This is a genomic window from Brucella sp. MAB-22, assembly GCF_025908475.1.
GTDB lineage: Bacteria > Pseudomonadota > Alphaproteobacteria > Rhizobiales > Rhizobiaceae > Brucella > Brucella anthropi.
The window spans coordinates 743,452-758,672 of sequence record NZ_CP109781.1; the positions used below are offsets into that span (position 1 = coordinate 743,452).

The following is a 15,221-nucleotide window of genomic DNA, read 5'->3' on the forward strand; positions in this document are numbered from 1 at the left end:
GCATAAACGCAAATGCTCGGCCTCATTAACCCGCGGAATCTGCCGATTTCGCGGGCCGGGAGAGTCTTTGCCCATCCGCCTAAAGGGGGATACTGACATGAACTTTTCTCGCTTTTTCGTCGACCGCCCGGTCTTCGCTGGCGTTCTGTCGGTCCTGATCTTCGTTGCCGGTCTGATCGGCATGACAGGTCTGCCGATCTCTGAATATCCGGAAGTCGTGCCGCCACAGATCGTGGTCCGCGCGCAATATCCGGGCGCCAACCCAGCCGTTATTTCCGAAACCGTCGCCACGCCGCTTGAAGAACAGATCAACGGCGTCGAAGGCATGCTTTATATGCAGAGCCAGGCGACCGCCGACGGCGTCATGACGCTGACCGTCACATTTGCGCTCGGCACCGATCCCGATCAGGCCCAGCAGCTGGTGCAGAACCGTATTTCGCAGGCCGAACCGCGCCTGCCGGAAGAAGTGCGTACCCTTGGCGTCACAACCGCCAAAAGCTCGCCCGACCTGACGCTGGTCGTTCACCTTATCTCGCCCGATGGGCGATATGACGTGAACTATCTGCGCAATTATGCCGTTCTGAACGTCAAGGACCGTATAGCCCGTATTCCGGGCGTCGGTCAGGTGCAGATATTCGGCGGCGGTGATTATTCGATGCGCGTCTGGATTGACCCGCAGAAGGCAGCCGAACGCGGACTTTCTGCAAGCGATATCGCCACTGCCATCCGCCAGCAGAACGTTCAGGCTGCTGCCGGTGTCATCGGCGCATCGCCGTCCGTTTCGGGCCTCGACCTTCAGCTATCCGTCAATGCGCAAGGCCGTCTCCAGTCACCGGAAGAATTTGCCAACATCGTCGTGAAATCAGGCAGCGAAGGTGAAATCACCCGGCTGGGCGATGTTGCGCGTGTCGAAATGGGCGCCGCTGATTATTCCCTGCGCTCGCTCCTCGACAACAAGTCAGCGGTTGGCATGGGTGTGTTTCAGGCACCCGGCTCCAATGCGCTTGAAATTTCCGAAAACGTCCATGCCGCCATGGCCGACCTGAAGAAAACTATGCCGGAAGGCGTGGATTTCGACATCGTCTATGACACGACGGCGTTTGTGAAAGCCTCGATTGAATCGGTCATTCATACCCTGCTTGAAGCCATCGTGCTGGTGGTGATCGTCGTTATCATGTTCCTGCAGACATGGCGCGCCTCCATCATCCCACTGGTTGCCGTTCCCGTCTCCATCGTCGGCACGTTTGCGGTGATGTATGTGTTCGGCTTCTCCATCAATGCGCTCAGCCTCTTCGGCCTCGTGCTTGCCATCGGCATCGTGGTCGATGACGCCATTGTGGTGGTGGAAAATGTCGAGCGTAACATCGAACAAGGACTGTCGCCGGTCGAGGCAACCTATCGCGCCATGCAGGAAGTGTCCGGGCCGATCATCGCCATCGCGCTGGTGCTGGTTGCGGTCTTCGTGCCGCTTGCCTTCATCACCGGTCTGACCGGTCAGTTCTACCGCCAGTTCGCTCTCACCATCGCGATCTCGACGGTGATCTCCGCCTTCAACTCGCTGACGCTTTCGCCTGCTCTGGCAGCTCTGCTGCTGCGCGGCCACGATGCGCCGAAGGATCGTCTGACGCGGATCATGGACAAGCTGTTCGGCTGGTTCTTCCGTGGCTTCAACCGTTTCTTTGGTGCAAGTTCAAACGCCTATGGACGCGGCGTTGGCAGCATTCTCTCGCGCAAGTCGCTGGTGATGGGCCTCTATGTCGTGCTGCTCGGCGTCACCTTCGTGCTGTTCCGTGCAGTGCCCGGCGGCTTCGTTCCGGCGCAGGACAAGCAATATCTGATCGGCTTCGCGCAATTGCCGGATGCGGCAACGCTCGACCGCTCGGAAGACGTGATCCGCCGCATGAGCGACATTGCCCTCAAGCATCCGGGTGTGGCCAATGCCATCGCCTTCCCCGGCCTGTCGATCAATGGTTTCACCAACTCATCGAACTCCGGCATCGTTTTCGTGACGCTGAAGCCGTTCGAGGAGCGTAAATCGCCGGAACTTTCGGCCAATGCAATCACGGGAGAACTGAACCAGCAGTTCGGCGCCATTCAGGATGCTTTCATCGCCATGTTCCCGCCACCGCCCGTTCAGGGTCTCGGCACGACAGGCGGCTTCAAGCTCCAGCTTGAGGATCGCAACGGGCTTGGCTTCAAGGCGCTGGACGATGCGACCAAAGCGTTTCTCGCCAAGGCCTATCAGACACCCGAGCTGGCCGGTCTCTATTCGAGCTACCAGATCAATGTGCCACAGCTCTATGCCGATCTTGACCGCACGAAGGCACGGCAGCTGGGCGTGGCTGTGACCGATGTGTTCGAAACCCTGCAGATTTATCTGGGTTCGCTCTATGTCAACGACTTCAATGCCTTTGGACGCACCTACAGCGTGCGCATTCAGGCCGACGCGAATTATCGCAGCCATGCCGAAGATATCGGCAAGCTGAAAGTGCGTTCGCAGTCGGGCGAGATGATCCCGCTGTCGGCTCTTCTGAAAGTCGAGCAGACCGTGGGTGCGGAACGCGCCATCCGTTATAACGGCTTCCTTTCTGCCGATATCAACGGTAACCCGGCTCCCGGATTCTCGTCCGGTCAGGCACAGGCTGCCATCGAACGGATCGCGGAAGAAACCCTGCCTCCGGGCATCGCTTACGAGTGGACCGATCTGACCTACCAGCAAATTCTCGCCGGTAACTCAGGCTTCCTCGTCTTCCCGCTGGCGCTGCTGCTCGTCTATCTGGTTCTGGCTGCGCAATATGAAAGCCTTGCCCTGCCGCTGTCGATCATCATGATCGTGCCGATGGGGATCATGGCCGCACTCACCGGTGTCTGGCTGACAGGAGGTGACAACAACGTCTTCACCCAGATCGGCTTGATAGTCCTTGTGGGGCTATCGGCGAAGAACGCAATCCTGATCGTGGAATTCGCCCGCGAGCTGGAGCTGTCCGGACGAAGCGTCGTGCAGGCGGCGGTCGAGGCAAGCCGGTTGCGTCTGCGCCCGATCCTGATGACCTCGATGGCCTTCATCATGGGCGTGGTGCCTCTGGTGATGTCGACAGGTGCCGGCGCGGAAATGCGCTCAGCGATGGGTGTGGCGGTCTTTGCAGGCATGATCGGCGTGACAGCCTTCGGCATCTTCATGACGCCGGTGTTCTATGTGCTGATCCGCAAGCTCTCCGGCGAACGCCCGTTGAAACATGCAGGCGCCAAGATCGAAGCCCCGCATCTGGCGCCGGGGGAATAACCCCGGCGTCACCTCAAGACCTGATCAGAAGGGCCGGAGCAATCCGGCCCTTTTCATGTAGTCAGCGGATTTATTTTCTTCGCGTCGCGATATCGCCCGAATCTGTTTCTTAAGAGGGAGCTTGTTCGATGCATGAAGGAGAAGATTGTTGCAAAAGTCCGGTTTGCTTGCCCTCGCCCTTGTTGTCACTGCGCTAACAGCGTGTTCCGAAACAACGCCCGGCCCGTCGGCAAGTGCCGCTCCTGCAAAACCGCCTGTCGATCCGACACCCATCACCGGCAACTGGTGCAGCTCCGATGGCCAGCGGTTCTCCATTTCCGGCGAGCGTTTTGACAGCCGCAACAGCCAGTGCTCTGTAACACGGATCAACAATTACGAAGGCACGTTTACCGTCGCCATGTCCTGCACTGCCAACGGTCAACAGTCGAACGAAAACATCACTATTTCACCTGTCGGCCAGTCGCTGCATATCTCGTTCCTGTCCATGGGTGGCAAGCGGGCAGTGGTGAGCCGCTGCGCCTCCTGACCGCCCCTAAATCACATTAAGGCATAACCATGATCTGGCGCGATTTTCGCGCCAGATGCGTTTTTACGAGCAGAAGCATTGCGTTTTCCCGACGGAAATTACGGCGAACGCCCGACTAAATCATGACCAAAATATGGCAGATGATATTCCGGGACAATGTGATGCGACAGGGCGATCCCGCTCTGCTAAACTTGCCGTTGCAATGCCACACCCAAACTGAAGGGAGACAGACATGAAAGTCGTATTCGTGACTACAGCTGTCCTCGCTCTGTCGGTTACAGCTGCGATGGCAGACTGCACTTATCATAATGCTCAATCCTCCACGAAGATGGAGAAGCCTCAGACAACTGCAAGCATTCAGACAACGGCACCGGAACAGAAATAGCTGCCGGAATGTTTGAAGCTGAACTGCCATATCTTCATTTGTGACGATCGTTGCCATAAGCAACCATCGTCACAAATTTTTATAGGAGCATTTCCAGCAAAACCGCTTCGCACTTTTGCGCAGGATAATGCGTAAAAATAAATAAATAGAGCGGTTCCATGATTCAGTTTAATTGGAACCGCTTTAGAACTTCACGTTGAACGAAGCGTTGAAGCCATTCCGCACCGCTCCATCACCGAATTGCCCCTTGTAACCGGCAGCAAGTGAAGCATTTTCACTGAACTGGAAGTTCAGACCAGCCTCGATCAGGGCTGCGTCTTCGGCAATCGGCACGCCTGCCACGCTGAAGGGTTCCGAACCGGCGAAGGCATGACGGGCAACGGGTGTGATGTCACCCGCCGCATGTTGCCAGCCAAGCGTTGCGTGCAATGTCGAGGCTAAACCGCCAAGCGTCAGATCGGTCGCGGCTCTGAGCCCCAGCGTCGTATAGGTGACGTCGCTATTGTCGCTGTCGCTGTGAAGGCCAGCGACGCCATCCCCATCATAACCGTCAGTATGAAGCCGCACATAGGCCAGATTGGCAAAAGGCTCGAAGCTCGCGCGACCGGCCTGCATCTTGTATCCGGCCTCGCCGAACAATTGCAGCGCCTGTGCATCATACGAAGTTTCTTCCACCGCTTTGAAGCCGGCAAAGGAAATCGAGCGCCCGGTGTCGATATTGTACCAGCTATGGGTCGCGCCGAAACGAAGCCCTATATCGCCTGCGCCAACCTTTTCGATCACAGTTCCGGCGTAGGCACCCAGCGTATAGGAGTCTACATCGGCGCTTGAAAAGCGGTCATCCGCATCAAAGGAAGAATTGCCATAGCCTGCCATCAGACCGGTACGCCAGCTGCCGACCGGAATGTCGGTACCGATGAAAACACCGCCTGTAGAACCGGAAAGCTTGGCAGCATTGCCGTCGCCATCATTGGAGCCCCAAGCGCCATAACCTTGCAGCCAGAAGGCCGTTTCGGCGGTATTGGCACAAGCTTGACCGTAGGCTCCGGCGCTGCCTTTGCCGGTCCACACCGGATTGCCCGCCTTGCAATTTGCATCGAACGCAGCGCGCAAACGGTCGCCGATGGCGTCACGTGCAAACCGGCTTTCATCAATCAGAGCGCCTTTGACGCTGGCATGGATTTCGCCCGACAAGGCGTCGAAACCTGCTCGCGCTTCGGCAGCACTCAAGCTGACGAGCGCATTGTAAACCTCGCCACGGCCCAGCCTGTCGGCAGCGCCCGCCACCGCTTTCTGGTTGCGCGTCTCGCCGACGCTGGCAAAGCTGGTGTCGTTGCGGTCAAGACGGAGATCGAGTGTCGTCGCGCCATAAGTCAGGCTTGGCGTCAGGAATGCCAGATTGCTGTCGATGTTCGCAAAGGTCCCGCTGATGCCACCCGCCGAAGTCAGGATCGTATAGTTGGTCTGCGGTGACCAACTGCCATTTTCGCCAATGATCGAAAGACCACCCGCAAGCTGCGCAGAACCGCCGACCACGAGCTTGCCGGCCTCTCCCGCAGGCGTGGTGTCGATCTGCAGGACGCTGTTTGCCGTCTGCACCAGATTGCCATTGATGGTCAGCGTTCCGACGGAACCGCCCGGACGCAAGATGCCCTGATTGGTCACCGACCCGAGAATGACGCCGTGACCTCGCAAGGTGCCGCCTGTCCCGATGGTGACATCGCCACCCAGAACCGCAGCGGAAGGGTCGGCATCGCCGACCTTGAGCATACCGTTTTCGACGACTGTGGAACCGGCAAAACCCGCACCGTTGCCGTTGAAAACCAGCATGCCCGAACCCTGTTTCACAAGGCTTCCGCTACCGGAAAGGCTACCTGTGAAAATGCCATCGCTCTGCTGATCGAAGACAAGCTGCGCATTGTTGGTGATATTGCCCTGCAGGCTTGCCGTATCGCCCAGCAAGGTGCCGCCGCTGACAAGCGTGCCGCCGCTATAACTGCTGGCGCCCGACAGGACCAATGTGCCGCTGCCCGATTTGACAAATGCGCCAGTGCCGGAAAGGTCCCCTGCAAATGTGCCGTCGCTCTGCTGGTCGAAGACGAGCCGTGCATTGTTGGTGATATTGCCCTGCAGGCTTGCCGCATCACCCTGCAAGGTGCCGCCGCTGACAAGCGTGCCACCGCTATAGCTGTTTGCGCCTGACAGCACCAAGGTGCCGTCACCGGATTTGACCAGAGCGCCGCTGCCCGAGAGAGCCTGCGACACCGTAAAGCGTGCCGCAGCGTCGGCAATGTCAAAGCCACCGCCATTGCCAGTCATGGTCACGCTGCGGGCTGTTTGCGAGAACCCTGTTCCCGTAATCCGCAGCGTTCCGCCATCAAGGATGAGGCCATCGCTGACAAAGCTCATATTGCTGTCGTTCGATACAGAAAGTGTGCCGGCGCTGATCCGTGTACCGCCGCTATAGAGATTGCTGGCATTGAGAACGAGCGTCCCCGCGCCGGTCTTGGTGATACCGTCTATACCAGCGATAACGGTGTCGATGGTTGCAGTCCAGTTTGCGCTTGCGGCCGAACCGTCACCCACGCGAATTTCAGGCATTGTCGCGTTCTGGCTCTGAAGGATCAGAATATCGCCGTCTAGCCGATAGCCGTCGCTGGCAAACTGCATTCCAAGCGCGCCAACCGTCCCGGCGTTGTCATCAACCGTGACGGTGCCCGACGCTCCACCGAATATTGCAAAACCCGGTTGCGGAGTCATAGGCCCCGTAAAACTGCCCTGACTATCCGTCCAGTTCGCGTTGGCAACGGACCACGTACCAGAGCCGCCGCCCATCTGGGAGGGACCTGCCAGGCCGTTTGCATTCCAGAAATTGAGTTCGACCCCGGGAGTCATGTTGACCAGATTGATCTGCTTGGTACCGGTGAGAATTTGGATAGCACTTCCCGCAGGCGGAAAGAACCCCCCGCCATTGAAACTGAGAGCCCCACCATAGCTGAACAGATTGTATAGACCCGGCCCCATGCCACCGCCGTTGATGACATTGAGGACAGAAGCGTTTACGGTCAGATCGCCTCGGACACTGACACTGTCACTCTGACCGAAAGTCGCGAAATTTATACCCGGCGCGCCAAACTCGAAATCAAGCTGGCTCCCCTGCCCAACCGTAAGATTGCCGTCGACCGTCAGTGTTCCGATGCTGGCGCCAGGGCTTAAATGACTGCCCGAGGCGAGGGTCAAATCACCACCAATGCGACCATGCCCGCCAATTGTTGCGCCTGCACCAACCGTAACATTGCCCGCAATCGATGCGCTCGTGCCTCTTGTATCTCCGATAATGAGACTGCCAGCCATGACACTGGTAAGTCCGGCATGGATGCTGATACCGTTGAAAACCTGCCGTCCGCTGCCTTGTTTGACAATGCTGCCCGCACCGCTGATCGCCCCGGCGAAGGTCCGGCTGGTCGCATCGCCGAAGCTCAGCGTGCCGGGACCAAGTGTTACGCGCGTTCCAGCAACACCGCTCAATGCGCCGATGGTTTGGCTGCCTGCTGCACTGATGTCGAAATCAGCGCCTGCCGCGCCGAGATTTACAAAGCCACCAGTCGCGAGCGCCCCACCGGCACCGAGCGCCAGCGTGCCTGCATTGATTGTCGTGCCGCCGGTATAAGTGTTTGTGCCGGTGAGTGTCTGCCTGCCCCACCCCGTTTTCGTGATTCCGCCCATGCCGCCGATCGTTCCGCCGAATGTGGCGTTTGCGGCACCACCTAATGTCAGGGAGTTCGCTCCCATAGCAATACTGGTTCCGGCCGCTCCGGTCAGTTCACCAATAGATTGTGACGAGACAGCCGCGCTGATATCCAGAGCCGCACCTGCACCTGCGAGGTTCATAGCGCCGGTGCTTGCAAGTGCCCCACCGCTAGTGATCATCAGCGTGCCTGAATTGATCGTTGTGCCGCCGGTATAGGTGTTGGAGCCGCTCAACGTTAGTGTGGCGGCGCCGTTCTTGGTCAATCCGCCGCCCCCTGAAATGACCCCGCCCAGGGTCAATCCATTGGAGCCGTTCACCGAAAGCGTCGCCCCACCAGCCACATCTATACGGTTTGCAAGACTGACAGAGGCGCTGTTGTCGAGCTGGGCATTCCCATTGACCGTAATGCCGCCGCTTCCCAATGCACTATTATTGCCGACGACGATACCACCAGCGGCAAAGTTTGTGCCCCCGCTGAAATCATTGGCGCCGGTGAGGATTTGTGTGCCAATACCCTGTTTGACAATTCCACCCGTACCGCTGATCGTCCCGGCAAAGATTTGATTGGTGGCATCGCCGAAGCTCAGTGTGTTGGGACCAAGTGTTACGCTTGTTCCAGCAACACCGCTCAATGCGCCGATAGTCTGGTTGCTGCCTGCCCCGCTGATATCGAAACCAGCACCTGACGCACCGAGATTTACAGAACCTGCAGCCGCAAGCGCCCCGCCGGCACCCAGTGCCAGCTTGCCTGCGTTGATTGTCGTGCCGCCGGTATAGATGTTTGTGCCAGTGAGTATCTGTGTGCCACTACCCTGTTTGACAATACCACCCGTACCGTTGATCGTCCCGGCAAAGGTCTGACTGGTCGCATTGCCGAATGTCAGTGTGTTGGGACCGAGCAAAACAGACGTACCGGAAACGCCGCTTAAGGATTCAATGGTCTGGTTTCCGCCTGCCGCACTAATGTCATAGGAACCCCCTGCGGTGTCGAGATCGACGCCTGCCCCCCGTGCGGTCGTTACGTAAAAACCCAGCGCCGCCGTCGTCATCAACAGCATGGATTTGTGACGCAACACGCCTGTCATGTGAATCCCCCCGGAAACCCGCCTGCGATGCATAGATTTTATTGAACAGCGCGAACGCGCTTTATCGCTTTTACATTGCGAATTGCTGAAACAAAAGAAGAAACCGCAATTTTTTGGTAGTAATATTGGATTTATTCGAAGCTTTCCTCGATGTACTTGCAACCAATAGATGCAGCAGCGCACAACCGAGAATTCGCGAAGCATGACCAAAAAAACATTATGCGCTTCAGCGAAACGCCAAAAAAAAGCGCGCCCTCCAGATGAAGGACGCGAAAGAGGTGCAAGCTCGCTCTGATCGAGGAACCCGAACGGCAGGTTCACAAGGCTCGACCAGATGCCAGTCGGCCATTCTTCCCGGAAAGCAACAATGATTGCAGGATCGGTTTTTATTCGTAGCTCGAAACGCATCGCTCCGAGAGTAACCGTTATCGCCGCTTCCGCGCTATCCGGACTGGTTGGCTGCCTATCGACCCCGACTCCCCGCGGTCGATAAGCAGCCCCCGCCCAATTTTTGCGCCAGCCTCCTAAGCCCCAACAGGCCGGCGATCATTTAGTGAACGCTCTAGTAGCGAAAAACAATTCCCCTATTCAGGGGGATAGTTCACAAAGAAAAACCAACCATTTTATCCAAAACTGACGTGTAACCGCCGGTAGAGATTAAAAAATTTCGTGAATCAGTTTGATATTTATTTGGAATTGGACCAAAATTTTTTAGTGTTATGTGTGAATTATCGCTTTTGAAGGAGAATTTCGCTCGGCAAGCTCAAGAGAATCTTGAAATTGCGCGCGTCCTCCCGTTTAAGCTTGGATACATTCGCAATTTTTCGCTTCTGGAGATGCCTCACGTGTCATGTGCAAACTGGATGTTCGCTTTCCAGCGTCTTCTGGCGTTCAGGGCACTGATCGCGCTTTTCGCCATCTGCCAAGTCATCCATTTCACTGGCCCGGCTGATGCCGCACCACCCGCTGCGGCAACCATCACACTGACTATTGTCGCTCCGAATGGAACGACGCGCGTGCTGAGCAGCGATGATTTCACGAAACTGCCGCAGAACAGCTTGCAAACCAACACCGCATGGACCGAAGGGCCGCAGAATTTCGACGGCGTATTGCTGCGCGATGTGCTGGCGACGGTGGGTGTCGACGGAACAGAAGCAGGCAGCCACTCGATTACGGTGCTTGCGCTCAACGATTACAGCATCAGCATTCCGCTGGAAGACGCCTATAAATACGACGTCCTTGTCGCGCACAAGATGAACGGCAAGGAGTTGAACCGGCGAGACAAGGGGCCATACTGGATCGTCTACCCGCGCGACCAGCATGAGGAACTGAACGATTCGCGCTATGATCACCGCTGGGCATGGCAGCTGAAGCAGATCGAGGTGAAATGAGATTAAAGCGGGGCTACATTCTTTCCGGCCTTGTCATGGTGGGGTTTGCGGCCCTGCTCGCCTATGCTTTCATTCAGCTTCTCGTCATCCAGAAATCGCTCGCTACCTATGTCGGCGAAAACATGGTCTGGGCCATCACCCAGACCGAACGTGACGCCGGGCGTCTCGGCGAAACCGCGCTGACCCTACCAAGCGGCAACACAAACACCGCCGATCTCTCACTCCGTCTCGACGTTCTCTACAGCCGTTTTGCGCTGCTGGCCGATGCCCCGCAGAAGAAATATTTCGCCCGCATTCCGGGCGGCGCCCAAACCATCCAGCGCAATGCCGACCGGCTTCCCGAGATCGAGGCGATGATCGATGCGAAGCCTGACAAATTCGATCCGATTGCCATCTATGAAGCGCTGGTTCCCATGCGCGAGGAACTGACCAAAGTTGCCAATGATGCGATGATACTGGAGCGTGACCGCGGCGGCGCACAGCGCGACCAGCAATTGCAGTCGATCTATCTGATCATGTTCGCGGTATTGGGCATCATGGCCACCGGCGCCATTCTGTCATGGCAGGTATTTTCCAACATGCGCAAGGCCGAGCGCGCCCACAAGGCGTTGCAGGAATACAAGCAGCAACTGGAACACACCGTCGCTGATCGCACAGCCGCCCTGCGCGAGGCACTGGAGAGTGAGCGCAAGGCCAAAGAACTCTACAAGAGTTTCATCACCACGGTGTCTCACCAGTTCCGCACACCCGTATCGATCATCGACATCATCGCCCAGCGTTTCATCCGTCGCGCCGACGAATTCACGCCCGAAATCATCGTCGACAAGGCAAAGCGGATGCGGAACGCCAGCCGCCGCCTGATCCTGCTTCTGGAGAGTACCGCCAATGCGGAACGTCTTGATGAGAACGGATTTCAGATCAACCGGCAACCAGTCGATTTCTCGGAACTGGTCCGCAATACCTGCACCTATCATCAGGAATTGCATCCGGAGCTGGAGCTGGTCACAAACATTCAGGACAGCGAGACCTTCTGTTATTGCGACGGCATTCTGGTCGAGCAGATTCTGGTCAACCTGCTTGGCAATGCCACCAAATATTCCCCTGCCGACAAGCCCATCGAGGTGACCACCGAAGAAGACGAAAACGGGTTCAGATGCATCGTTCGCGATTACGGTATCGGCATACCGGCAGAGGATACCGACCGCATATTCACGCGCTTTTTCCGCGCCAGCAACGCATCGCACATGGCAGGCACCGGCCTTGGTCTCAGCCTGTCGCGCGCTTTGGCCGAATTACACGGCGGAACGCTTGTCTTCACTTCGGTTGAAGGACAAGGTACGGTGTTCATTCTGACCCTACCAAAGGTGGCCCCGCATGCGACTACCTGAAACCCTCTCCATGCCGACCGTCCTCTGCATCGAGGACGAAACCCATATTCTGGAAGAACTGATCGATGAACTGAGCACTTCGGGTTTCAACGCTATCGGCGCGGCCAATGCAGGCGAAGCGCTGCGCATGCTGGACACGACGACGCCCGACATCATCATCTGCGATATATTGATGCCCGGCACCAATGGCCTGCAGTTTCTGGAACAGATTCGCGGCGCCCGTTCTGACCTTGCGGGAACGCCATTCCTGTTTCTGACTGCGCTCGCTGACCGCAGCCACGAGCTGACCGGCAGGGAGGCCGGCGCTGACGATTATCTGACCAAGCCAATCGATTTCGACGTTCTCATCCTCACAATCCGCGCGAGGCTCAATCTGGTCGCTCGGGTGAAAGCCATATCCGCCCATCCGGCGGCAATGGAACTGGAAGGCGAGTTCATCCATCTTTCGCGCCGGGAAACCGAAGTGCTGAAGGAGATCGGGGACGGGCACAAAAATGGTGAAATCGCCCGCAAACTTGGACTATCGGAACATACAGTCAGCGACTATGTGAAGGCCATCTATCAAAAGCTGAGCGTCTCTTCTCGCGCCGAGGCAACCCGTGAAGCAATAAGGCGCGGTCTCGTTGACATGAGATAAGCGAGCAAGTTCAAACATATTTGTTTGGGGATGACCGGCAATGATCTCGACAATCAGAAACCCCCAAACTACGGTTTGCGCATGAAGCAACCGGTTCGACGACGCGCTGTCTTCTTCATTGGCGGCTATGACCCTAAAACGCCCAAGGCGTTTTTTGGTCGATTGAATAGAGAAATCAAAAGGTTCGAGACACTCTGGGGCGTTCGTTCCGATGTTTCGGATGTCAGCATCTCGCCTGATTGCGAAATCGGCTCCGTGTTGATCAAAACGGTTCCTGCCGACGACGATTGGGATACCGAAACCGACTTTAATTTTCTCGTTCTGGACAGAATAGTGCTGGCGGATTTCGACCGCCCCCTGCCTGTCAGGCTGGCCAAATATCTTGTCGCTTTCGGCGATTTCGTCGTAACCGGCACAGCCTTTCGTTTCTTTGCGAAAGCCTGGCGCTTCGGGCTCTATTTCCTCTACCCGTTTCTTGTGCTCGCTTTGTTTGCAGCAGCAGGCTATGCCGTGGCGCGATGGACTGTGCAATGGCTGGGCGCCGTCAGCTGGCTCCTCGGTCTGATGGTTTTTTCCGCAGCGCTCGCCGTTCTCGGCAAGCGGTGGTCAACCAACCATCTGATGGACCTATGGTCGTTTTCGCTCAATTTCATTCGGGGGCGGCGGCAGGACGCTGAATCTCTGATGCAGCGCTTTGCAGCCGGTATCGTGGAGCGCATCACCGCAAAACATTACGACGAAGTCATTCTGATCGGCCACAGCACCGGCGGCATGCTGATGCTGGACGTTGCCGCGCGCTGCCTTGCCATCGATCCGGAGTTCAGCAGCCGCGCGCCCAAAGTGACGGTCCTCACGCTTGGTTCAACCGCGCTCAAGGCAGGCTATCACCCTGCAGGCGGACATTTTCGCGAAGGCGTGCAACGGCTCGTGGACGACAGCAAGATCGACTGGGTGGAAATCCAGTGCCTGACCGACGCGATCAACTTCTACAAGACCGATCCTGTGGCCGAGATGGGCCTGAAGCGGGAGCCGCAACGGCCCTTCCCTGTCACAAAGACCGTGCGGATGAAGGAAATGCTGCAGCCGGAAATCTACAAACGTGTGAAGCGGAATCTTTTTCGCGTGCACTATCAATATGTATTCGGAAATACGAAACCCTATTGGTATGATTTCTTTCAGATTTGTTGTGGTCCGATCTCGCTTAGAGACCGGACGGATGACCGAATAATCGGTGCCCTGCCAAAGAAGGAAGCTATTGCAGAATGACACCGACACTGGCCGCAATCGTCTGGGCTATAGGGCTTGTTGCCTGGGTCGTTATCCGCATTCCGCATCAGCGGCGCGCGCGCAAGATCAAGGTTGCGAACAATGCAAAAACGCTGGCTGATCGGCTGGCGCTGGGTGCGGCGAGCGTCGGCCTGTCGCTGATCCCGATTGCCTATGTCGCAACCGGCTTTCCCGCCTTTGCTGACTATGCTTTCCAGCCATGGCTGGCCTGGATCGGTCTGATTGTCGAGATCGCGTTCCTCTGGCTTTTCTATGCAAGCCATCGCCAGTTGGGCAAAAACTGGTCTGTTTCGCTTGAAATCCGCCGCGAGCACAAGCTCGTGACGGACGGGCTTTACAAATATGTCCGTCATCCTATGTATCTGTCATTCTGGCTGTGGGCGATTGCCCAATTCTGCCTGCTGCCGAACTGGTTTGCCGGTCTGGCTGGCCTTGTCGGCGTCGCTATCCTCTATTTCTATCGAGTCGATCACGAGGAGGCGATGATGCGCGCGGCATTCGGCACATCCTATGACGAATATGCAAGCCGGACAGGCCGTGTCATTCCAAAAATCAAGTTCTAGTGATTTGGCTGAAACGGATCGGCGCTCTAGATACCTGTTCCAGTATATCGCGTTCAAAGTCGTTTCATCGTTCTCGAACGTGCTCCAACGAGTAATCGAAGATGACTTCAAAGACGAACAGTTTGCGTCCGAAATCCCTGACCCGTCGCGGCCTCCTGTTTGCCGGGGCTGCACTTGCGTTCTATAGTAGCGCGGCACAGGCGGCACCCAAAACGCCTTCCAGAAGCTCGCCGCAAGCCGATGTCTATCTTCTGCGCGGTTTCGGGGACGTCTTCTCCACCGGCATCGACGAGATCGGCAAGCAGTTGCAGGCCAACGGAGTGGATGCGCATGTCGAGGGGCATCAGGCCTGGCGTTTCGTGCTGAACCAGATCCTCGCCGACCAGCGAATGAACCCACGCGCACCCGTGGTGCTGATCGGCCATTCACTCGGCGCCAATGCCGTCATCGATATTGCAACCGCGCTCGAAAAGAAGGGCATTCAGGTCACTTATATGGCCACCTTTGCCGCCACCGCGCCAGCCCCTTTGCCTGGCAATATAAGGCGTGTCGTGAACTTCTATTTCAAGCAGCACGGCTGGGGCATGCCGCTGGCTGCCGGTCCGCGTTTCAAGGGCAACCTCGACAATCGCGACTTCTCAGGCATGAAGGATATCGGCCATTTCAACATCGAGAAGCAGCGCCCGCTTCAGGACGAAGTGGTTCGCAATGTGCTGAGCATCGTACGCTCAAGATGACCTGAAAAGCCGATTGGCGGAAGAGAATGGGAGTCGAACCCACCAAAGACCGTCTATCGGCCCCTCCCGGATTTGAAGTCCGGACATGCCACCGGGCATGTATCCCTTCCATATATTGAATTCATTGCATAAATTCGTATCGGCACGCTGTAGCAAAGGGCAGATTTCCAACCTGTTGCTACTCTTTC

At 56.9% G+C, this 15,221-nt stretch carries 9 protein-coding genes and 1 tRNA gene; 8 read left to right on the plus strand and 2 right to left on the minus strand.

Going from position 1 to position 15,221, the window contains the following annotated elements; all coding sequences use genetic code 11:
• The first annotated feature begins 97 nt into the window (after positions 1–97).
• Together OHI65_RS03405 and OHI65_RS03410 are read left to right on the plus strand one after the other, a co-directional pair.
• Positions 98–3,283: an efflux RND transporter permease subunit gene (locus tag OHI65_RS03405; protein ID WP_125300806.1), complete on the plus strand. Its 3,186-nt coding sequence runs from the start codon at positions 98–100 to the stop codon at positions 3,281–3,283.
• A 148-nt stretch (positions 3,284–3,431) separates the two neighbouring features.
• Positions 3,432–3,809: a hypothetical protein gene (locus OHI65_RS03410; RefSeq protein ID WP_125300807.1), complete on the plus strand. Its 378-nt coding sequence runs from the start codon at positions 3,432–3,434 to the stop codon at positions 3,807–3,809.
• A 568-nt stretch (positions 3,810–4,377) separates the two neighbouring features.
• Here the strand turns inward: OHI65_RS03410 and OHI65_RS03415 are convergent.
• Positions 4,378–9,030 carry an autotransporter domain-containing protein gene (locus OHI65_RS03415; RefSeq protein WP_264358733.1) on the minus strand — a complete coding sequence of 1,551 codons (4,653 nt, stop codon included), beginning with the start codon at positions 9,028–9,030 and terminating at the stop codon, positions 4,378–4,380.
• A gap of 836 nt (positions 9,031–9,866) precedes the next feature.
• Between OHI65_RS03415 and OHI65_RS03420 the strand changes: the two genes are divergently transcribed.
• The 6 genes from OHI65_RS03420 to OHI65_RS03445 all read left to right on the plus strand — a co-directional run bounded on the left by OHI65_RS03420 (position 9,867) and on the right by OHI65_RS03445 (position 15,033).
• On the plus strand, positions 9,867–10,421 hold the full coding sequence (locus OHI65_RS03420) for a molybdopterin-dependent oxidoreductase (RefSeq protein WP_235691851.1): 555 nt from the start codon (positions 9,867–9,869) through the stop codon (positions 10,419–10,421).
• Complete coding sequence (locus OHI65_RS03425; protein WP_125300810.1) at positions 10,418–11,809, plus strand: sensor histidine kinase; 1,392 nt, start codon at positions 10,418–10,420, stop codon at positions 11,807–11,809. Before OHI65_RS03420 ends, OHI65_RS03425 begins: the two co-directional genes overlap by 4 nt.
• Positions 11,796–12,446 (plus strand): response regulator transcription factor, encoded by a 651-nt coding sequence (locus OHI65_RS03430; RefSeq protein ID WP_011982621.1) that lies wholly within the window; start codon positions 11,796–11,798, stop codon positions 12,444–12,446. Before OHI65_RS03425 ends, OHI65_RS03430 begins: the two co-directional genes overlap by 14 nt.
• 81 nt (positions 12,447–12,527) lie before the next feature.
• Positions 12,528–13,712 carry an alpha/beta fold hydrolase gene (locus OHI65_RS03435; protein ID WP_125300811.1) on the plus strand — a complete coding sequence of 395 codons (1,185 nt, stop codon included), beginning with the start codon at positions 12,528–12,530 and terminating at the stop codon, positions 13,710–13,712.
• A complete protein-coding gene (locus tag OHI65_RS03440) occupies positions 13,709–14,296 on the plus strand; it encodes a protein-S-isoprenylcysteine O-methyltransferase (RefSeq protein WP_125300812.1) in 588 nt (195 codons plus the stop codon). The genes OHI65_RS03435 and OHI65_RS03440 overlap by 4 nt, the downstream gene beginning before the upstream one ends.
• 101 nt (positions 14,297–14,397) lie before the next feature.
• Positions 14,398–15,033 (plus strand): thioesterase domain-containing protein, encoded by a 636-nt coding sequence (locus tag OHI65_RS03445; protein ID WP_125300813.1) that lies wholly within the window; start codon positions 14,398–14,400, stop codon positions 15,031–15,033.
• A 14-nt stretch (positions 15,034–15,047) separates the two neighbouring features.
• On the opposite strand, the gene OHI65_RS03450 is transcribed toward OHI65_RS03445, so the two are convergent.
• Positions 15,048–15,143 (minus strand) — tRNA-Sec (locus tag OHI65_RS03450).
• Between the last annotated feature and the right edge of the window lie 78 nt (positions 15,144–15,221).

Excerpts from the sequence above, each read along its gene's own strand:
- OHI65_RS03420 (WP_235691851.1), top strand. The coding sequence starts at position 9,867 with ATGCCTCACGTGTCATGTGCAAACTGGATGTTCGCTTTCCAGCGTCTT.
- OHI65_RS03430 (WP_011982621.1), top strand. The coding sequence starts at position 11,796 with ATGCGACTACCTGAAACCCTCTCCATGCCGACCGTCCTCTGCATCGAG.
- OHI65_RS03405 (WP_125300806.1), top strand. The coding sequence starts at position 98 with ATGAACTTTTCTCGCTTTTTCGTCGACCGCCCGGTCTTCGCTGGCGTT.
- OHI65_RS03425 (WP_125300810.1), top strand. The coding sequence starts at position 10,418 with ATGAGATTAAAGCGGGGCTACATTCTTTCCGGCCTTGTCATGGTGGGG.
- OHI65_RS03435 (WP_125300811.1), top strand. The coding sequence starts at position 12,528 with ATGAAGCAACCGGTTCGACGACGCGCTGTCTTCTTCATTGGCGGCTAT.
- OHI65_RS03415 (WP_264358733.1), bottom strand. The coding sequence starts at position 9,030 with ATGACAGGCGTGTTGCGTCACAAATCCATGCTGTTGATGACGACGGCG.
- OHI65_RS03440 (WP_125300812.1), top strand. The coding sequence starts at position 13,709 with ATGACACCGACACTGGCCGCAATCGTCTGGGCTATAGGGCTTGTTGCC.
- OHI65_RS03445 (WP_125300813.1), top strand. The coding sequence starts at position 14,398 with ATGACTTCAAAGACGAACAGTTTGCGTCCGAAATCCCTGACCCGTCGC.